Source organism: Kitasatospora sp. NPDC051164, assembly GCF_044455625.1.
Classification (GTDB): Bacteria; Actinomycetota; Actinomycetes; order Streptomycetales; family Streptomycetaceae; genus Kitasatospora.
On the sequence record NZ_JBITFB010000074.1, the window covers coordinates 1 to 18,209 of the forward strand.

General features: G+C 71.2%; 17 protein-coding genes, 1 pseudogene and 1 riboswitch. Of the genes and pseudogenes, 12 read left to right on the plus strand and 6 right to left on the minus strand.

The annotated features are described in order from the left end of the window. Positions 1–112: 112 nt before the first annotated feature. From ACIBEC_RS46445 to ACIBEC_RS46455, 3 genes are read right to left on the minus strand one after another with little or no spacing between them, the layout of a single operon-like run. Positions 113–1,189 carry a low specificity L-threonine aldolase gene (locus ACIBEC_RS46445; RefSeq protein ID WP_360509756.1) on the minus strand — a complete coding sequence of 359 codons (1,077 nt, stop codon included), beginning with the start codon at positions 1,187–1,189 and terminating at the stop codon, positions 113–115. Further along, the gene (locus ACIBEC_RS46450) at positions 1,186–1,944 is read right to left on the minus strand and encodes an SDR family NAD(P)-dependent oxidoreductase (RefSeq protein ID WP_360509727.1); all 759 of its coding nucleotides are present in this window, start codon (positions 1,942–1,944) and stop codon (positions 1,186–1,188) included. The genes ACIBEC_RS46445 and ACIBEC_RS46450 overlap by 4 nt, the downstream gene beginning before the upstream one ends. Then, on the minus strand, positions 1,941–3,341 hold the full coding sequence (locus tag ACIBEC_RS46455) for a DUF6421 family protein (protein WP_360509729.1): 1,401 nt from the start codon (positions 3,339–3,341) through the stop codon (positions 1,941–1,943). The genes ACIBEC_RS46450 and ACIBEC_RS46455 overlap by 4 nt, the downstream gene beginning before the upstream one ends. A 582-nt stretch (positions 3,342–3,923) precedes the next feature. On the opposite strand from ACIBEC_RS46455, the gene ACIBEC_RS46460 reads away from it, so the two are divergent. The 5 genes from ACIBEC_RS46460 (at position 3,924) to ACIBEC_RS46480 (ending at position 8,424) form a co-directional block, all read left to right on the plus strand. After that, positions 3,924–4,802 carry an ABC transporter substrate-binding protein gene (locus ACIBEC_RS46460; RefSeq protein WP_360509731.1) on the plus strand — a complete coding sequence of 293 codons (879 nt, stop codon included), beginning with the start codon at positions 3,924–3,926 and terminating at the stop codon, positions 4,800–4,802. Between the two features lie 20 nt (positions 4,803–4,822). Then, positions 4,823–5,734 carry an amino acid ABC transporter permease gene (locus ACIBEC_RS46465; protein ID WP_396290768.1) on the plus strand — a complete coding sequence of 304 codons (912 nt, stop codon included), beginning with the start codon at positions 4,823–4,825 and terminating at the stop codon, positions 5,732–5,734. Beyond that, positions 5,731–6,486, plus strand: a complete 756-nt coding sequence (locus ACIBEC_RS46470) for an amino acid ABC transporter ATP-binding protein (protein WP_360509733.1) — start codon at positions 5,731–5,733, stop codon at positions 6,484–6,486. The genes ACIBEC_RS46465 and ACIBEC_RS46470 overlap by 4 nt, the downstream gene beginning before the upstream one ends. A 264-nt stretch (positions 6,487–6,750) precedes the next feature. Further along, positions 6,751–7,332: a DUF5134 domain-containing protein gene (locus ACIBEC_RS46475; protein ID WP_360509734.1), complete on the plus strand. Its 582-nt coding sequence runs from the start codon at positions 6,751–6,753 to the stop codon at positions 7,330–7,332. 144 nt (positions 7,333–7,476) lie between these two features. Next, positions 7,477–8,424, plus strand: coding sequence for a M56 family metallopeptidase (locus tag ACIBEC_RS46480; protein WP_360509736.1), 948 nt, complete (start codon positions 7,477–7,479; stop codon positions 8,422–8,424). Between the two features lie 56 nt (positions 8,425–8,480). Here the strand turns inward: ACIBEC_RS46480 and ACIBEC_RS46485 are convergent, their stop codons facing one another. Then, positions 8,481–8,915 (minus strand): MarR family transcriptional regulator, encoded by a 435-nt coding sequence (locus tag ACIBEC_RS46485; RefSeq protein WP_360509738.1) that lies wholly within the window; start codon positions 8,913–8,915, stop codon positions 8,481–8,483. 87 nt (positions 8,916–9,002) lie between these two features. Between ACIBEC_RS46485 and ACIBEC_RS46490 the strand changes: the two genes are divergently transcribed. Then, positions 9,003–10,517: an MFS transporter gene (locus ACIBEC_RS46490; protein ID WP_360509740.1), complete on the plus strand. Its 1,515-nt coding sequence runs from the start codon at positions 9,003–9,005 to the stop codon at positions 10,515–10,517. A 273-nt stretch (positions 10,518–10,790) separates the two neighbouring features. Further along, positions 10,791–11,456 carry a helix-turn-helix domain-containing protein gene (locus ACIBEC_RS46495; protein ID WP_360509742.1) on the plus strand — a complete coding sequence of 222 codons (666 nt, stop codon included), beginning with the start codon at positions 10,791–10,793 and terminating at the stop codon, positions 11,454–11,456. A gap of 86 nt (positions 11,457–11,542) precedes the next feature. On the opposite strand, the gene ACIBEC_RS46500 is transcribed toward ACIBEC_RS46495, so the two are convergent. Beyond that, complete coding sequence (locus tag ACIBEC_RS46500; RefSeq protein ID WP_360509744.1) at positions 11,543–12,409, minus strand: helix-turn-helix transcriptional regulator; 867 nt, start codon at positions 12,407–12,409, stop codon at positions 11,543–11,545. A 419-nt stretch (positions 12,410–12,828) separates the two neighbouring features. On the opposite strand from ACIBEC_RS46500, the pseudogene ACIBEC_RS46505 reads away from it, so the two are divergent. After that, a pseudogene (locus ACIBEC_RS46505) lies at positions 12,829–13,299 on the plus strand (ATP-binding protein); the annotation flags it as partial. 455 nt (positions 13,300–13,754) lie between these two features. On the opposite strand, the gene ACIBEC_RS46510 reads toward ACIBEC_RS46505, so the two are convergent. After that, on the minus strand, positions 13,755–14,027 hold the full coding sequence (locus tag ACIBEC_RS46510; RefSeq protein ID WP_360509746.1) for a DUF397 domain-containing protein: 273 nt from the start codon (positions 14,025–14,027) through the stop codon (positions 13,755–13,757). A gap of 556 nt (positions 14,028–14,583) precedes the next feature. Between ACIBEC_RS46510 and ACIBEC_RS46515 the strand changes: the two genes are divergently transcribed. The 4 genes from ACIBEC_RS46515 to ACIBEC_RS46530 form a co-directional block, all read left to right on the plus strand. After that, complete coding sequence (locus ACIBEC_RS46515) at positions 14,584–15,543, plus strand: hypothetical protein (RefSeq protein ID WP_360509748.1); 960 nt, start codon at positions 14,584–14,586, stop codon at positions 15,541–15,543. Positions 15,544–16,008: 465 nt separating this feature from the next. After that, a riboswitch (cyclic di-AMP (ydaO/yuaA leader) is annotated at positions 16,009–16,193 on the plus strand. After that, positions 16,185–17,504 carry a transglycosylase family protein gene (locus ACIBEC_RS46520; protein ID WP_360509750.1) on the plus strand — a complete coding sequence of 440 codons (1,320 nt, stop codon included), beginning with the start codon at positions 16,185–16,187 and terminating at the stop codon, positions 17,502–17,504. (Overlaps the previous riboswitch by 9 nt.) Before the next feature lie 228 nt (positions 17,505–17,732). After that, a complete protein-coding gene (locus ACIBEC_RS46525) occupies positions 17,733–17,933 on the plus strand; it encodes a hypothetical protein (protein WP_360509752.1) in 201 nt (66 codons plus the stop codon). A 77-nt stretch (positions 17,934–18,010) separates the two neighbouring features. Then, on the plus strand, positions 18,011–18,209 hold a 199-nt coding region (locus ACIBEC_RS46530; RefSeq protein ID WP_360509754.1), incomplete at its 3' end, for a helix-turn-helix domain-containing protein.

Consider the following 18,209-nt stretch of genomic DNA (forward strand, 5'->3'; position numbering starts at 1 on the left):
TGCCGCCCCGGTCTCCCGCGGCGACTCCGGAACTGTACGGGGACGGGCCCGCCACATGCAAATCGCCCCTGCCCGGGGTCCCGGGCAGGGGCGATTCGTTGTTCGAGCACCGTCAGGAGCGGCCCATCTCCTCGGCGATGGCAGCCGCGAAGGCGTCGATGTCAGCCTCCGTGGTGTCGAAGGAACACATCCAGCGCACCTCACCGGTGTGCTCGTTCCAGAAGTAGAAGCGGTAACGCTTCTGCAGCCGCTCGCTCACCTCGCGCGGGAGGATCGCGAACACCGCGTTCGCCTGGACCGGACGCACGACCTCAACGCCGTCGATGTTCCGGACCGCAGCCTCCAGGCGGCTGGCCATCGCGTTGGCGTGGCCGGCGTTGCGCAGGTAGAGGTCGCCGGAGAGCAGGGCCTCGAACTGGACCGACGCGAAGCGCATCTTCGAGGCCAGCTGCATCGAGGTCTTGCGGAGGTACTTGATGTTGCGGACCCGCTCGGGGTTGAGCACCACCACGACCTCGCCGAACAGCAGGCCGTTCTTCGTCCCGCCGAAGGACAGCACGTCGACGCCCACGTCGGTCGTGAAGGCGCGCAGCGGCTGGCCGAGCGAGGCGGCCGCGTTGGCCAGGCGGGAACCGTCGACATGGACGAGCATGCCCAGCTGGTGGGCGTGCTCGGTGATCGCGCGGATCTCGTCGACGGTGTAGAGGGTGCCGAGCTCGGTGCTCTGGGTGATGGAGACCGCGAGCGGCTGCGCGCGATGCTCGTCGCCATAGCCCCAGGCCTGCTGGTCGAGCAGCTCGGGGGTGAGCTTGCCGTCCGGAGTGGGAACGGTGAGCAGCTTGATGCCGCCCATCTTCTCCGGGGCGCCGCCCTCGTCCACGTGGATGTGGGCGCTCTCGGCGCAGACGACCGCGCCCCAGCGCGGGAGCAGCGACTGGAGGGCGACCACGTTGGCGCCGGTGCCGTTGAAGACGGGGTACGCCTCGGCCTTCTCGCCGAAGTGGCGGCGGAAGACGTCCTGGAGGTGGGCCGTGTAGTCGTCCTCTCCGTAGGCGACCTGGTGGCCACCGTTGGCGAGGGCGATCGCGGCGAGGACCTCCGGGTGCACGCCGGCGTAGTTGTCGCTGGCGAAGCCGCGAACGGCGGGGTCGTGCCGCCGTATCGCGTCCGTACGGGTGAGGTCGGTCATCGGGCTGTCAGCCACAGGTGCTGTCCGTTCAGTTCTGCTGCGGGGCGGTCCCACAGGCCCGCCAGGTGGTCGGCGAGGTCGGCGGTGTCGGTGAAGCCGGCGAACTTCGCCTCCGGCTTCTCGGCCCGCATTTCGGGGCTGACCAACGCCTTGATCACCAGGATCGCAGCCGCTGCGGTGGGCTCGCCGTCCGGGGAGGTGGTCTCCTTCTTGAAGGAGTCGGCCATGGCGAGGGTCCAAGCCTCGGTGGCGGCCTTGGCGGCCGCGTAGGCGGCGCCACCGGCGGTGGGCTTGTGCGCGGCCGAGGCGGAGATCATCGCGTAGCGGCCGGCGGGGCTGCGGACCAGCGCGGGCTGGAAGGCCAGCGAGGTGTGCTGGAGGGTGCGCACGACGGTGTCGTGCAGGAAGTCCCAGTCGTCCAGCCGGCTGTCGAAGAAGGTCTTGCTGCCGCGCCAGCCGCCGACGAGGTGGAAGAGGCCGTCGACGTGGCCGTGCTCGGACTCCAGGTGGTCGGCCCAGTCGTGGACCTCCTGCGGGTCGAGCAGGTCGATGACCTGGCCGCTGACCTTGGCTCCGCGCACTGCCACCCGGGTGGCGTCCAGGGCGGACTCGAGGCGCTGGGCGTCGATGTCGGCACCGATCACGGTGGCGCCGTCGGCGGCGAGGCGGCGCAGCACCGCACGGCCGGCCGGGCCGCTGGCTCCGGCGACGGCGATGACCTTGTCGGCCAGCGGGGCGTTGGAAGAGGTGGTCACGCTGCTGCTCCCTGGATGCCGTTACCGGTGATGCCGGTGGTGGAGGCGATGACGCCGCTCAGCTTCTTGTTGAGGGCCTCGTAGAACATGCTCAGCGGGAACTCGTCCGGGAGCACGGCGTCGCACAGGGCCTTGTTGAGGGCCTTGCCGTCGGTGATGTCGAGCGGGAGGGCCTCGGGGCCCTTCGCCCAGGTGGAGGCGGGGTGCGGGGTGAGGTACTGGGAGACCAGCTCGTAGGCGGCGATCCAGTGGGCCGGCTTGGGCCGGTCGATGCCGTCGCGGTACAGCTTCTCGATCTCCGCGCAGAGCCCGTTGGTGACCTGCGGGGCGCGGTCCCAGTCGATGGTGAGGCGGTTGTCCCGCCAGCGCAGCGCGTCGTGCTTGTGCAGGTAGGCGAAGAGGAGCTGGCCTCCAAGGCCGTCGTAGTTGCGCACGCGGTCGCCGCTGACCGGGAAACGGAACATGCGGTCGAAGAGGATCGCGTACTGGACGTCGCGGGCGTGCGGGTTGCCCTCGGCCTCGAGCTGCACCGCCTCCTTGAAGGTGGTGAGGTCGCAGCGGAGCTCTTCCAGGCCGTACATCCAGAACGGGCTGCGCTGCTTGATCATGAAGGGGTCGAACGGCAGGTCGCCGTGGCTGTGGGTGCGGTCGTGGACGAGGTCCCACAGGACGAAGGTCTCCTGCGCGCGCTGCTGGTCCTGGAGCAGGCCCTCGGCGTCGGCCGGGATCTCCAGGCCGAGCTGCTGGACGGCGCTGGTGGAGACGGCGCGGAAGCGGGCGGCCTCGCGGTCACAGAAGATGCCGCCCCAGGTGAAACGTTCCGGCGCCTTGCGCACGGAGACCGTCTCGGGGAAGAGCACGGCGGAGTTGGTGTCGTAGCCGGCCGTGAAGTCGGTGAAGGTGATCGGCACGAACATCGGGTTGTCGAAGCGGGTGCGCTCCAGCTCAGCCAGCCAGTCTGGCCACACGACGCGCAGCAGGACGGCTTCCAGGTTGCGGTTCGGGTTGCCGTTCTGGGTGTACATCGGGAAGACGACCAGGTGCTCCAGGCCGTCCTCGCGCTGGTCGGCGGGTTGGAAGGCGAGCAGCGAGTCCAGGAAGTCGGGCTCGCGGTAGCCGGTGTCGGCCCACTTGGCGAGGTCCGCGTCGATGGCGGCGAGGTACGCGGCGTCGTGCGGGAAGTTCGGGGCGAGCTCCTCGACGGCCGCACGGACGGTGGCGACCAGCGGGTCGACGGTGTGCCGCTGGACGGCGGCCAGGTCGATCGAGCCGTCCTTGGACTGCAGCGGGCGCAGCGCCTCGACAGCCTCCTTCAGACGCAGCCAGGCCGGGTGGCCGGCGAAGGTCGAGACCGGGGCGTCGGCCGCCGCAGCGAGCCTTGGCGAAAGATTCTGCATCGTGGACTCACTTCGACAGGAGTTATTTCAACGGGGACACCATAAGTACGAAAGGTTCTCCCGTTCAAGGGGGTCCGGACCGGCAAAGCTGCGGCGAGCCGCCCCTCAGGCCCGAAAACCTGCGCCGAGAGGCCCGATGTCCGGCATGTGGACGGTGATCTGGATGTTCTGGACAGATGCGCAGGTCTGATGCGAACCTCCCGGCATGCTCCCGGCGGTGATCACGGTGCCCGTAGGCCACGACAGCCCGTTCCGCGCGTCCTCCCGCCGCCACGCCTGCCTCTGCTGTCGCTGCCGCGCGCGCGGTCTCTGCTGTCGCTGTCGCCGCTGTTGTTGATCCGGCCACCGGCCGCTGTCGACCCGGCTGCTGTCGATCCGGCCCGGGGGGACCGCGGACGTGGGCCCGTACGCCGACCATGCCGTGTGTGTTCCGGCGCCGCCACCGGGGGGAAGTGACCCGCCGGGACCCGGCCCGCCCCGCCGCGCCCCCTCTGTCCCAACCCACCTGTCACTCCCGACCCGTCCCAACCGACCCGGTCACTCCCGACCTGTCACTCCCGGTCCTTCCTCTGGAGCCCCGCCATGACCCTCCGCAAGCCGTCCGCCGCACTGTCCCTCGCCGCGCTGGTCGCCGCCGCGGCCACGCTGAGCGCATGCGCCCCGCAGGACTCGACGTCCGACGCCGCCTCCGGCGCGGCCGGCACGGCGGCGGGCTGCGCACCGGGGGCGCTGGCGACGCGTACGGCCGGGACGCTGACCGTCGGCACCGACAAGCCCGCGTACGACCCCTGGTTCTCCGAGGACAAGCCGGAGAACGGCAAGGGCTTCGAGTCGGCCGTGGCCTACGCGGTGGCGGAGAAGCTGGGCTACCCGAAGGACAAGGTCAGCTGGGTGGTCGCGCCGTTCGGCAAGGCGACCGCGCCGGGCGCCAAGGACTTCGACTTCGACATCAACCAGGTGTCGATCAGCGACGAGCGCAAGCAGGCGGTGGACTTCTCCTCCGGCTACTACGACGTGCGCCAGGCCGTCATCGCGCTGAAGAACTCCAAGGTGGCGGGTGCGAAGAGCATCGCCGACCTCAAGGGCGCCAAGCTCGGCGCACAGGTCGGCACCACCAGCCTGGACACCATCACCGGCGTCATCAAGCCGAGCAGCCAGCCGGCCGTCTTCGACTCCAACGACCTGGCCAAGGCCGCGCTGAGGAACGGGCAGATCGAGGCCCTGGTGGTGGACCTGCCGACCGCCTTCTACATCACCGGTGCCGAGGTGCCGGAGGCCCAGGTGGTGGGCCAGTTCGAGACGGCCTCACAGGGCGAGCAGTTCGGCCTGGTGCTGGACAAGGGCTCCAAGCTGACCGGCTGCGTGTCGCAGGCGGTGGACGCGCTGCGCTCCGACGGCACGCTGGCGAAGCTGGAGAAGCAGTGGCTCTCCGACGCCGTCTCGGCGCCGGTGCTGAAGTGAGCGCAGACACGAGCCCCGGCGTGGGCGGGGACGCGACGGCAACCGGAGCCGCGGCACTCGCGAAGCGCGTGGAAGAAGGGGACGACGGCTACCGCCCGTCCGAGCGGCGCCTCGCGCACGAGGCGTACCGGCGCGCCCGGGCCCGCCGCTCGGCGCTGATCGCCGCCTCGTCGACCCTGGCGACGGCGGCAGTGCTCTACCTGCTGATCGTCAACTCCCCCGGCTGGGAGGTGACTCGGCGAACCTTCTTCAACCTCGGATACGCCCGACAGGCGCTGCCCGAGGTACTGAAGGGGCTGCGGGTGAACCTTGAGCTGATGCTCGGCTGCGGGGTACTGATCCTGGTGTTCGGCCTGTTGCTCGCGGTACTGCGGACGCTGCGCGGGCCGGTGTTCCTGCCGGTGCGGCTGCTTGCCACCGCGTACGTGGACTTCTTCCTCGGGCTGCCGATGATCATCTGCCTGCTGGTGATGATCACCGGGGTGCCGGCGCTGCGGCTGACCGGGGTGACCACCGATCCGCTCCTGCTGGGCGGGGCGGCGCTGGTCCTGACGTACTCGGCGTACGTATCGGAGGTGTTCCGCTCCGGCATCGAGTCGGTGCACCCGAGCCAGCGGGCCGCGGCGCGGTCACTGGGACTGACCAACGCGCAGGCCATGCGGTACGTCGTGCTGCCGCAGGCGGTCCGCCGGGTGGTTCCGCCACTGCTCAACAACCTGGTGAGCCTTCAGAAGGACACCGGGCTGGTCTCGATCGGCGGTGCGATCGACGCGGTGTACGCGGCGAAGATCATCGCGTCCCGGTCCTTCAACTTCACGCCGTACCTACTCGCGGGGCTGGTGTTCATCGTGCTGACCATTCCGCTGACCCGGTTCGCCGACTGGCTGACCGCGCGGATGAACCGTCGGCAGCTGCAGGGAGGTGCGGTGTGACGGCGGAAGTGCTCCGGCTGGAATCGGTGCGCAAGACCTTCGGCACCCAGGTGGTGCTGCGCGACGTGGACCTCGCCGTGCCCGAGCACTCGGTGACGGCGCTGATAGGGGCCTCCGGCTCCGGGAAGTCCACGCTGATGCGGTGCGTCAACCTGCTGGAGGGCATCGACGACGGCGCGATCTTCCTGGACGGCGAGGAGATCACCGATCCGCGCGCGGACGAGGACGCCGTCCGGCGCCGGATCGGGGTGGTGTTCCAGTCGTACAACCTGTTCCCGCACATGACCGTGCTGGAGAACATCACCCTCGCGCCGCGCCGGGTGCACGGGGTCGCGCGGGCCGAGGCGGAGGCGCGGGCGCGCGAGCTGCTCGACCGGCTCGGGCTGGCAGCCAAGGCGCAGGAGTACCCGGACCGGCTCTCCGGCGGGCAGCAGCAGCGCGTCGCCATCGTGCGGGCGCTGGCCACCGGACCCCGGCTGCTGCTCCTGGACGAGATCACCGCGGCGCTGGACCCGGTGCTGGTCGGGGAGGTGCTCTCGGTGGTGCGGGACCTCAAGGAACAGGGGATGACGATGGTCCTCTCCACGCACGAGATGGGATTCGCGCGCGAGGTCGCCGACCGGGTCTGCTTCCTGGACGACGGGGTGGTACTCGAACAGGGGCCGCCGGAGCAGGTCTTCGGCGATCCGCGGGAGGAGCGGACCCGGCAGTTCCTCAGCCGGGTGGTCGCCTCGGGGCGGCTCCAGGGCTGAGCCCGGGCGGCGGGCGACCGGTGTGCAGCCAGGGCATTCACCACGACGGGCACCACTGTGCGCCCCCGTACGCGCCCTGTCCGCGCCCGGTCGGCAGCGGTGATCGTGGGGTGGACGACCGTCGCCGCGCACGGGTCGGCGCACAGGTGAACAGATGGACGGGCGAACAGATGACGGGCGACAGCTGACAGCTTTCATCATCTGTTCGCTGACCGCTGTTCGTTGTTCGCCGCCCCCGTCGCCCACCGCCCCGGGAGGCCGCCGTTGCACGGACCCATCCTGGTCAACTGGCTCCTCGCCCTCCTCACCGCAGCGGCCGGCGCCTCCTGCCTGGTCCGCCTGCGACGCTCCCCCTGCGCCCAGGGCGTCCCGGGTGCCCCAGGCGCCGCGTCCGCCGCACACCGCCCACTCGCCCGGGAGTCCGACGCCGCCGAGGCCCTGATGGGGCTCGGCATGGCCGCGATGGCCGTCACCGGCGCCGCCGTCCCGGCCGCCGTCTGGGCCGCGCTGTTCGGCGCCCCCGCCGCCGCCTTCCTGCTCGCCGCCGTCCACGCCCCCGCCGGCCGGGCCCACCGGCTGCACCACGCGGTCGGCGCGATCGCCATGACGTACATGGCCGTCGCGATGGCGGTGTCCCCCGGCCACCAGCACCACCACGCGGGCGGCCTGGGCGTCCCGCTGCTGACCGGCGTCCTCCTCCTCTACTTCGGCGGGTACACCGTCTGGGCCGGCAGCCGCCTGCTGCGCACCCCGGCCGGCACCCTCGCGGTCGGCACCGCCGGGCTGCCGCAGGCCTGCCGGCTCACCATGGGCATCGGCATGTTCGCCATGCTGCTGACCATGTGACGCCCCCGTTCGCACACCAAGCCCCGGTCGCGCGCGTGGCGTTGGTCACTGGCCGGTCGAAAGCCGTTCCACCGGGCGTCGCCAGCGCATAGGTTGGCGGGGAGCGCGCTGTCGCGTTCCGTGCGTACTCGGGGAGCCCACGCGATGCCTGCCCTGATCGGCCTGCTGCTGCTCGGACTGCTGCTCTCGACCGTCGCGCCCCGGCTGCTGGCCCGGGCCCGCTGGGCGGAGCGCGAACCGGTGCTGGCACTGCTGGTGTGGCAGTGCCTCGTGGTGGCGGTGCTGCTGTCCTGCGCGCTGGGCCTGCTGCTGGCCGCCTCCGCCGCCCTGCCGGAGCTGCGCGCGCTCGTGTTCTCGGGCGCACCGCACGGCGTGGAGGCCGCGTACGGCCTGCAGGACGCCGAGGGCTGGGGTCGGTTGTGCGCCGCGGTCCTGGCGGCCGGTGGGGTCCAGACGGTGCTGGCGCTCACCCGCGAGGTCCGTACGGCGAAGGCGCTGCGCGACCGCCGGCACGCCCAACTGACGACCCGGGCGCCGGAGTTGCCCGAGTCGATCGAGGCCACTCGGAGCCGTCGTGAGCGGCTGGTGGTGCTGGAGAACGTCCGCCCGGAGGCGTGGTCGCTACCGGGCCCGGACTCCCGCCTGGTGGTCACCACCGGCGCCCTCCAGCAGCTGACCGACCGGGAGCTGGCGGCCGTGCTGAGCCATGAGCGCGGCCACGTCCGGGCCCGGCACCACTGGCTGCAGCAGTTCGCGCAGGCGCTCGCCTCCGGCTTCCCCGGCGTCGGCGTGTTCAGCGCCTTCCGAGACCAGGTCGCGGAGTTGGTCGAGCTGGCGGCCGACGACCGCGCCGCACGGCGGCACGGCCGGCACACCACCGCCCTCGCCCTGGCCGAACTCAACCTGGACCGAGGGGTGTTCGGCTCCTGCCCGCCCGGCCTGGCGCAGTCCCCGAAGCGGGTGGACCGGCTGCTCGCGGGCCGCCCGCGGCTCTCCGTCTCGCACCGGCTGCGGCTCACCGCCGCGGCTCTCGCCGCACCCGCCGCGGTCGTCCTGCTGGCCGTCGCCCCGGGGCTGCACTCGCTCCTCTGAGCCAACCCGGGCCGGGCGGAAGGAATGTGACGCAAAGTCAGCCAAGCGCGGCCAGGTCAGGCCGACGGGACTTCGCCGGCGTTGCCGAGCTCGCCGCCGAGGGTCAGCTCCAGCACCTCGCGGTGGAGCGGCCTGGCCTGCTCGTAGCGCTCCCGGCCGGCCTCGGTGAGGGTGAGCACGATGCCCCGCCGGTCGCTCTCGCACATCGCCCGGGTGACCAGTCCAGCCTTCTCCAGGCGGGCGATCAGCCGGGAGAGGGCGCTCTGGCTGAGGTGGACGGTGGGCGCCAGCTCGCTCACCCGTAGCGCGTGACCGTCACCGGCGTCGCAGCCCTCGACGAGGCGCTCCAGCACCTCGAACTCGCTCATGCCCAGCCCGAACCGGTCGCCCAGCTCGCGGTCGAGCAAGCAGGCGGCCGCAGCGTGCCGGGCCAGCAGCTCGCGCCACTGCGCAACGAGACCGGCCTCCGCCGGGGAGTCGAGTTCAGCCACGCCGCCACCCTAGCACCTGCATCGTCAATTATTGCATTCACATCTAATTCATTTGCATTGAATGCACGTGCATGTACTGTCCTCCCCATGACCACCGCGACCGTCACGTCACCCGACGCCCCGTCAACCAACGGACCGCACTGGACACCCCGCCTCTGGGGCACCCTGATCGTGCTCTGTGCCGCCATGTTCCTGGACGCCCTGGACGTCTCGATGGTGGGCGTCGCCCTTCCGTCCATCGGCTCCGAGCTGCACCTGTCCACCTCCACCCTGCAGTGGGTGGTCTCCGGCTACGTGCTCGGCTACGGCGGCCTACTACTGCTCGGCGGCCGCGCCGCCGACCTGCTCGGCCGTCGCCGGGTCTTCCTGGTCGCCCTGGCCGTCTTCGCCGCCGCCTCACTGCTCGGCGGCTTGGTCGACAACGGCGGCCTGCTGATCGCGGCCCGCTTCCTCAAGGGCGTCAGCGCCGCCTTCACCGCCCCGGCCGGCCTGTCGATCATCACCACCACCTTCGCCGAGGGCCCGGCCCGCAACCGCGCGCTGTCGATCTACACCACCTGCGGCGCCAGCGGCTTCTCGCTCGGCCTGGTGCTGAGCGGTCTGCTCACCTCGGTCGGCTGGCGCTGGACCTTCCTGATGCCCGTCCCGGTCGCGCTGCTCGCCCTGGTCTTCGCGATCCGCCTGCTCCCCCGCCCGGTCGAGGAGCCCGCCAAGGGCGGCTACGACGTACTGGGCGCGATCACCGGAACCGCCACCGTGCTGCTGCTGGTCTTCACCGTCACCGAGGCGCAGGGCGCCGGCTGGCTGAGCCTGCGCACGCTCGGTTCGATGGTCGTGGTCGCCGCGCTGGCCGCCGCCTTCCTGCTGGTCGAGAGCCGCACCGCCCACCCGTTGGTCCGGCTCGGCATCTTCCGCAACGGTTCGGTCGCCAGGGCCAACCTGGTCGCCTTCGCGATGACCGGCGCGTACGGCGGCTTCCAGTTCGTGGTCACCCTCTACCTGCAGCACCTGCTCGGCTGGTCGGCTCTGCAGATGGCCCTCGGACTGCTGCCGGCCGGTGCGTTCATCGCCCTCTCGGCGCCGTTCATGGGTCCGATCGTGGACCGCTTCGGCACCGGGCGGCTGCTGCCGATCGGCCTGCTCGCCCTGGTCGGCGCCTTCGCCCTCTTCCTGCGGCTGGACGAGCACAGTTCCTACGTCGCCCTAGTGCTGCCCTCGATGCTGCTGCTCGGCGTGGGCTTCGCGCTCGCCTTCCCCTCGGTGAACATCGCCGCCACCGACGGCGTGGCCGACGAGGAGCAGGGCCTGGCCTCGGGTCTGGTGAACACCGCGATCCAGGTCGGCACCGCGGTGGTGCTGGCCGGGGCGACCGCGATGATCACGGCCGGCAGCGCGGGCGGGGACAGCCCGCAGGCCCAACTTGACGGCTACCGCCCGGCGTTGGTGTTCGTCACCGCGGTCGCACTGGTCGGGCTGGTGGTCGCGACGGTCGGAGCGCTGGTGGACCGACGCCGCGCCGCGATCCCTTCGCCGGTGCCCGACTATGATTACCCGTCAGCGGGTCCGACAGCAGCCCGGACCGGAGCCCTCACCGAGTACTGAGCACTGAGTGCCGAGCACCGAGTACCAAGTGCCGAGTACTGGGCACTGACCCCATGGGCCCCGCCCGCGGCCGACTCCAGGCCCTCGGGCAATGGCGCCGGCTCCACCAAACCCCCGTGTTGGTGGAGCCGGCCGTCTTCGTACCGGCCGCCGGGGGCACCCGTCGGGGCACGGTGCGGGGCGGCTGTCGGCTTCGCAAGTATATTGGCCCGGAGCCAACGAACGTTCGGAGCAGACACGATGGCACCTCGCGGTGATTCGGTCAATGAGGAGATGCGGCAGCGCTCCCGCCGACGCATCATGCGGGCCACCGTCGAGCTGGTTGACCAGCGTGGTTACGCGGGCACCACACTGACCGATATCGCCGAGCGGGCCGGGCTCGCCCGCGGGCTGCTCTCCTACTACTTCGACGGCAAACGGTTGCTGATGCAGGCCGCGACGCACCGGATGATGCACCAGTCGCTGTCCGGTGCGCTGGCGGAACTGGCGCCCGGCTCCTCCCCCGAGGCCCGGCTGGCCCGCGCCATCGACGCCGTCCTCGGGCTGGCGATGGACCACCCCCGGGTGATGCGCTCGCACCTGGCACTGATCCTCGACCCGGACACCGGCGCCTTCATCCAGGACCCGGAGCAGCAACAACTCGGCGCCATCCTGCAGGGACTACTCCGCGACTGGGGCGCGCCGGACCCGATCGCCGAGCACGCGGTGCTGCGCAGCGCGCTGATGGGCGGCTGCATCGGGGTGCTGCTGCCGGGCGCCGAGATCCCGCTGGCCCCGATCCGGGCCGACCTCTTCCGCCGCTACGACCTGGCCTGGCACCTCGGCTGCCCACCCCAGGCCGACCCGCCGCAGACCGACTCACCGCAGATCGACCGACCGAAGACCGACTCACCGCAGACCGATCCGCCGGAACACGAAAGGCCGCCGGCCCGCGGTTGACGGCGGGTGGGCGGCCTATCGGTCGCGACCCGCTGCCGTCCGGGATCCGCAAGGAAAGGTCCTCACGGATCCCGGACGGCAGCGGCTCAGCGCTCCTTCAGGATCGAGGCGAGCAGGTCTATGGTGCGCTCCGGCGTGAGGCTGTCCACGCAGAGCCGCTCCATGACCTGGATGTACGCGTCGACGTCGTCCCGCTTGTCCAGGTACAGCGCGCTGGTGAGCTGCTCCAGGTAGACCACGTCCGCGAGGTCCTGCTCCGGGAAGCGCAGGATCGTGAACGCCCCGGACTCGCCCGCGTGCGCGCCAAAACGGAACGGCATGACCTGGATCACCACGTTGGTCTGCTCGGCGACGTCGATCAGGTACTGCACCTGACCGCGCATCACCTTCGGCCCGCCGACCGGCCGGCGCAGCGCGGCCTCGTCGATGACCGCCCACAGGCGCGGGCTGGCGCCCTCCGCCAGCAGCTTCTGGCGGCGCAGGCGGAGGCTGACCCGCCGTTCGACCTCCTCCTCGCTGATGACCGGCCGACTCTGGCCGAAAACCGCCCGTGCGTACTCCTCGGACTGCAGCAGCCCGGGGATGAACTGCACCTCGTAGGTGCGGATCAGCTGGGCGGCCTCCTCCAGTCCGACGTAGGTCTGGAACCAGCCCGGCAGCACGTCGTTGAAGCTGTGCCACCAGCCGGACTTGTTGGCCTCGCGGACCAGGCCGAGCAGGGCTTCCCGCTCCATGCCGTCGTCGACGCCGTACAGGCTGAGCAGGTCGGCGACGTCGCGCTCCTTGAAGCTGACGCGACCGAGTTCCATGCGGCTGATCTTGGACTCGGAGGCTCGGATCGCGTAGCCCGCGTCTTCGCGGGTGATGCCGCGCGCCTCACGCAGGCGACGCAGCTGCGAGCCGAGGAGGATCCGGCGGACCATCGAGCCGCCGCCCGGCTGAACTGTGGTCATGCGGTCGAAACCTCCACCTAGGGCAAACAGCGCACAGTCTGCCATCAGTTGAGCGCTCACGGTGCCGATACTGACGGATGTTCCTATCAGTTCTGCACTCCGCACACCAGGATGCACGTGCATCCGGCGCTTGCATATGCCAATAGTGCGACTGCACGTGAATCGACTCTTGCATCTGCAGTGAGCGCACACCACCATGGTGCACGTGCACCTGCACATCCCTGGCAATCCCGCGGGCTCCGCGTCGACCCCACGCGCGACTCCGTGCACCGGCCCGACGGCGTCCCCCCGCGCCATCGGGCGTTCGAGTGCGCGCGCGTCTGGTCGAGGGGGCGGCCGAGCGGCCGAGCGAGTCGGAGGTGACCGGCATGACCCCGGCGGGTCCAGCCGTGTCCGCCCCCTTATGGGAGGAGCTCTTCATGAGCACCGGTACGGCTTTGGCGGTTGACCCCCATGTGGTCACCTGTACGCTCGCTCCTCGCTTCGAAGCCGTCAGAACCGCGCGCGACTTCGCCCGGACCACGCTCCGGCGCTGGAGCCTGCCGGAGCTGTTCGACGACGTCGCGCTGGTGGCCTCGGAACTCGTGACCAACGCGCTCCGGCATGCGATCGGCGCACGGCCCGACCCTGCGGGCGGCGCCCAGGGCGAGTACGACTTTCCCACACGGGCGACCCCGGACGGGCGGCTGCCGATCCGAATAAGCCTGGTGCACCGCGCACCCCAGGTGGTCTGCGCGGTGAGCGACCCGAGCAGCATCGGCCCGGTGGCCAGGGAAGCGGACTTCGTCGCCGAATCCGGCCGCGGGTTGCACCTGGTGGAGTCCTTCAGCCGCTCCTGGGGCTGGCACCCGCTGGGCAGCGGCAAGGTGGTCTGGGCCATGTTCGAGGCGGAGCCGGCGGGCGGCGCGCTCGACGGACACCCGGAGATCGGCGGGCACGCGGAGATCGGTGCACGCTCGGCGCTCGACGCGCTCGGCGGACCGGTCGACGTCGGTGGACGGCACCGGCGCTCGGCCTAGCGCCGAGCGGCGCGTGGCCGGTCGAACAGCGGGCCGAGGGCCCGCTCCCATGCCAGCTCGGACGGTAGGCAGGGCGTCAGGCAGGGCGTCAGGCAGGATGTCCGGCAGGATGTCCGGCAGGACGTCGGGTACGGCAGCCGGCCGAGTGGGCCGGTCGAGGGAAGCCCCGGGAGGACCACGCCCCGGGCCCTTCCGCCAGGCCCCGTCGGCGGTTCGCCCCGGCCGGTGGCCGGGAAGGCAGCAGCGGAAAAGACGGCAGGAAAGTCAAAGGCCGTCGTGGTGTCGGCACCCACGACGGCCCCCCGATGGTGAAGCACGGCAGCCGGTCAGACCGCCAGGTGGTCGAACTCCCCGTCCTTGGCCCCCAACAACAGGGCGGCGATCTCGGCCCGGGTGTAGATGAGCGCCGGACCGTCCGGGAAGCGCGAGTTGCGCATCGCCACATCACCGCCCGGCAGGGCCGCGAACTCGACGCAGTTGCCCTGGGAGTTGCTGTGCCGGCTCTTCTGCCAGACCACCCCCGTGAGATCGGCCGCGGCCATCCCGTTGTGGGTGTCGTACGAGCCGTGCGTGTCCTGCGAGTCGTGCGAGTCGTGCATAGAAATCTCCCGAAGAGCTCCGGAGTTGTCGTCCAGCGCGGCGCCCCCGGCACCGCCGAACGAACGGACCGGCCCCGTACCGGCCCGGCACAACGCCTCACTTGACGCGATGATAGCTGCAGTGCACGTGCATCAGCACGGGACGTTGCAGGTGCACGAGGCCTTTTACCCGCGGCCCCGAACTCTTCACGGGGTCTCCCCTGACGGTACGTAAACGGACATAGTCGACTGAATCACCGGAGCCGCGATAACCCGCCGTGAGCGGCTCCCCGCTGAATGTTGATCTTCGAATGCCGGGAGTCGCGCCGCCGTGACCCTCCGTCAGACGACCTCCGGACTGTGAGACATCTCACGCACCACAGTCGCAACGCCGCACCACGTGGGGCACGTCAAAGCAATGGCCCGTGCTCGCACGGGGTTGGGTGAGGAATGTCCGGATTATGGGCAAACCGCCCGGACCGGCACGGCGGACACACCGGGTCCGCACCGCGACCGCGCCAAACCCGTACGGCAGCCGACTGCAGGCCGGACGGGCCGATGTCCTACGATCTCCGGCATGAGCACCGCAGCCATTCCGGGCGCGCCACTGCCCGTCCGCACTCCAGGCTCCCGTGCGCGGGGGCGCCACCGTCGTCCCGAGCGCCCCGCGATCCCGGCCAACGCGCCGGCCCTGGTGCTCGCCGTGCCCGCGACCGCCGGGCCCGAGTCCCGCTCGGTCGTCGAGGAGCTGCTCTCCATCGTCCGCAGCGAGCAGAACGGCGTCCAGGCCGCGGTCGGCTACCTCCCCGGCGACTACGCCGAGGGCGCCGGCGGCGAGGACCGCACCGTCGCCGAGCTCCTGGCCATGGCCGCCGAGGCCGGGCTGCCGACGCCCGTCCTGGTGCCACTGGTGCCCGGTCCGCACGGTTTCCTGGCCGAACTCCACGCGCTCGCCGCCGAGTACGGCGCGCCGGTCACCGACGCGCTGGGCCCGCACCCGCTGCTCGCCGAGGCCGTGCACGTGCGACTCTCCGAGGCGGGGCTGGCCCGAGCCGACCGGGCCCGGCTGTTCGCCATCGCGACCGCCGCGGACGGCGTGGTCCTGACCACCGTCGGCGGCGAGGACGCCGCCGCCGCAGCCGGCATCACCGGCGTACTGCTGGCCGCCCGACTGGCCGTCCCGGTCGTCGCCGCCGCGCTCGACGTGCCCGGCTCGGTGGCCGCGGCCGTCAACCACCTCAAGGAGACCGGCTCGCAGCGCCCGGCGCTGGCCCCGCTGGTGATCGGGCCGGAGGCCGACTCCGAGCTGCTCGCCACGGCCGCCGAGGAGACCGGCTGCCCGTCGGCGGCGCCGCTGGGCGCGTACCCGACCGTCGGCCAGCTGATCGCCTCCACCTACCTGGCCGCGCTGCCCACGCCGTCCCCGGAGGAGCTGGCGCAGGCCGAGGCGGACGCGGCGGCCGCCGCCGAGGCCGAGGGGGTCGTGGAGGGCGCCCGGCGCGCTCACGCGGCCGCCGAGGCGCCTGCCGGACAGTAAGGACACCACGCGCCGGTCGGCGCGCACACAGGGCCCGGAACGGCTTGCGTTCCGGGCCCTTCGCTTTGCCTCTCTCGTTGCCTCTCCTGCTGCCCCTCCTGCTGCTTTCCTGTGCCGTACGGGAGTTACAGGAGTTAAGCGAGCAATGAAGGGAATGTCCGTTCTGGCGCCATTTGCAAGGAAATGGTGAGCGCACTCTCCGGCGCTCGAATCCGCGGCCACTCCCCCGGCTCGGACAGCGCGCCGCTTCGCGCTTCAATACACCGTCACGTCACTCCTGAGGCGAAGACAGTTGTGGGCATCCGCAACGACATTGCCGAAAAGCGATCATTTACGATCATGATTACCTGACATTTTGGCAGTTCCCACTAAACCGTGATGCGCGTCACAGCTATTTGCAGTTTGAACTTAAGTCTGCTTAACGTGCTCCCCGTTCGTGGCCACACGGACCCAGTTCATCCGCAACGCCGAGTCCTGCCGTCGGATGTCCTGGAAGCGCGAAAACGCACCACGGCAGGAGCGGGGGACCCACAGGTAAGTCGCCCCGGACCGTTCCCCGGAACGTCCAGGGCTAGGGGTGAAGCCGCGCTCACGCGCGGCCGGGCAACTCCAGCCCGAATCCGACAGCTCACCTCGCAGGCGTGGGAGAGGACCGCGTCTTCATGCTGCCCACCAACGGCACCCGTCTGTCCAGCCGCACCCGCCGCGTGATCGCCGCCATCGGCGTCGCGGGCGTCGGCCTCACCGTCCCGTGCCTCGTCTCCGGCACCGCCTCCGCGGCCTCCGTCGCCACCTGGGACAAGGTCGCCCAGTGCGAGAGCACCGGCAACTGGAGCATCAACACCGGCAACGGCTTCTACGGCGGCCTCCAGTTCACCCAGAGCACCTGGTCCGCCTTCGGTGGCACCGCCTACGCCGCGCGCGCCGACCTGGCCACCAAGGACCAGCAGATCGCCGTCGCCGAGAAGGTCCTCGCCTCGCAGGGCCCCGGCGCCTGGCCGGTGTGCTCGGTCCAGGCCGGCCTCACCAAGGGGGGCGCCCCGGCGTCTGTCGACACCTCGACCGCCGCCAAGCCCGCCGCGCCCGCCGCCCCGGTCGCCAAGCCCGCCGCCAAGCCGGCGCAGACCCAGGCCCCGGCCGCCAAGCCGGCCGCGCCCGCCCAGGACGCTGCCCAGGCCGCCACCAACTCTGCCACCGGCAACTGGACCCAGAAGCACCAGCAGCAGGCCCAGAGCGGCGACTACACCGTGGTCGAGGGCGACTGGCTGTCCTCGATCGCCGACAAGCACAACGTCCAGGGCGGCTGGCAGCGGCTGTACGACCTCAACCGCGGCACCCTGACCGACGGTCCGAACACCATCTACCCGGGCCAGCACCTGTCCTTCGGCGACGGCGGCCAGTCCCAGCAGTCGGCCTCCACCGACCAGTCCGCCTCCTCGGACAAGTCCGGCTCGGACTTCACCTGGTTCAACCGCTCGCAGAAGTCCGGTCAGTCCGCGAACGGCGGTGCCGTGAACGCCAAGCCGGCGGCCCAGACCCAGACCCCGGCCGCCAAGCCGGCCGCCCAGGCGCAGACCCAGGCCCCGGCCCAGACCGCCACCGGCAGCATGGCCGCCGCGGTCGCCTTCGCCGAGTCCAAGGTCGGCCAGGCCTACGTCTACGGCGGCACCGGCAACGGCGGCTGGGACTGCTCCGGCCTGACCCAGGCCGCGCTGCGCGCCGCGGGCATCTCCGTCCCGCGCGTCGCCGCCGACCAGGCCGCCGCCAGCACCCACGTCTCGCTGGACAGCCTGCAGCCGGGCGACCTGCTGTTCTGGTCCAACAACGGCCAGGACTCGGGCGTCTACCACGTCGCGATCTATGTCGGCGGCGGCAAGTACGTCGAGGCCGCCAACCCGAGCTCGGGCGTGCGCGAGCAGACCGTCGCCAACTGGGCCCCGGACTTCGCCGGCCGGGTCTGAGTACGGCGAACGGCTGACAGCCGACAGCTGACGGATTTCGACTGCCGGACAACAAATAACAGATAACAGATTTCAACATCTGTCAGCTGTCAGTCGTCCTCCGAACGCTGACCACCCGCCACCCCCGGGGAGAGTCTGGTCGCTCCTCCCCGGGGGTTCCGGCGTATACCCGTGGTGAAACGCCGCCCCAACGGGCAAGCTGCTGCTCCGCACCCGAGGAGGAGTCACATGGCCCAGGTCACCGTCACCATCGACGCGAACCTCGCGATCGACGCGATGATGCTCTCCGGTACCACGAACCCGCAGGACGCCGTCGAACTGGTCCTGCGCGACTATCTGGCCCGCGGCCGCCGCACCGAGACCCGTACCGGCGACGCGGCCGACGGCCGGCGCCTCACCGCCGACCGTCCCACCACCCAGGAGGGCTGACCCGGCGCACGCCGAAGGGCCCCGGAGAGCAACCTTGAGTTCCAGGGATCGTTGCAACACCCCGGCTGGGGAGTGCAATGACCTTCGAGATCCGCGAGGACCGGACGGGGCAGGGCCGTCGCAAGCTGACGCGTGAGCGGGAGGAATACTTCCGGCTCGTGAAGCAGGGTGCCAGCTATGCGGAAGCCGCCCGTGCGGTCGGCATCAACCTCCGCACGGGCAAGCGATGGCGCAACGGCCGGAACGCCTCCGGTCAGAACAGGGCGGCAGCACCGG

Excerpts from the sequence above, each read along its gene's own strand:
- ACIBEC_RS46445 (WP_360509756.1), bottom strand. The coding sequence starts at position 1,189 with ATGACCGACCTCACCCGTACGGACGCGATACGGCGGCACGACCCCGCC.
- ACIBEC_RS46525 (WP_360509752.1), top strand. The coding sequence starts at position 17,733 with ATGGCCCAGGTCACCGTCACCATCGACGCGAACCTCGCGATCGACGCG.
- ACIBEC_RS46460 (WP_360509731.1), top strand. The coding sequence starts at position 3,924 with ATGACCCTCCGCAAGCCGTCCGCCGCACTGTCCCTCGCCGCGCTGGTC.
- ACIBEC_RS46515 (WP_360509748.1), top strand. The coding sequence starts at position 14,584 with ATGAGCACCGCAGCCATTCCGGGCGCGCCACTGCCCGTCCGCACTCCA.
- ACIBEC_RS46490 (WP_360509740.1), top strand. The coding sequence starts at position 9,003 with ATGACCACCGCGACCGTCACGTCACCCGACGCCCCGTCAACCAACGGA.
- ACIBEC_RS46480 (WP_360509736.1), top strand. The coding sequence starts at position 7,477 with ATGCCTGCCCTGATCGGCCTGCTGCTGCTCGGACTGCTGCTCTCGACC.
- ACIBEC_RS46455 (WP_360509729.1), bottom strand. The coding sequence starts at position 3,341 with ATGCAGAATCTTTCGCCAAGGCTCGCTGCGGCGGCCGACGCCCCGGTC.
- ACIBEC_RS46495 (WP_360509742.1), top strand. The coding sequence starts at position 10,791 with ATGCGGCAGCGCTCCCGCCGACGCATCATGCGGGCCACCGTCGAGCTG.
- ACIBEC_RS46500 (WP_360509744.1), bottom strand. The coding sequence starts at position 12,409 with ATGACCACAGTTCAGCCGGGCGGCGGCTCGATGGTCCGCCGGATCCTC.
- ACIBEC_RS46510 (WP_360509746.1), bottom strand. The coding sequence starts at position 14,027 with ATGCACGACTCGCACGACTCGCAGGACACGCACGGCTCGTACGACACC.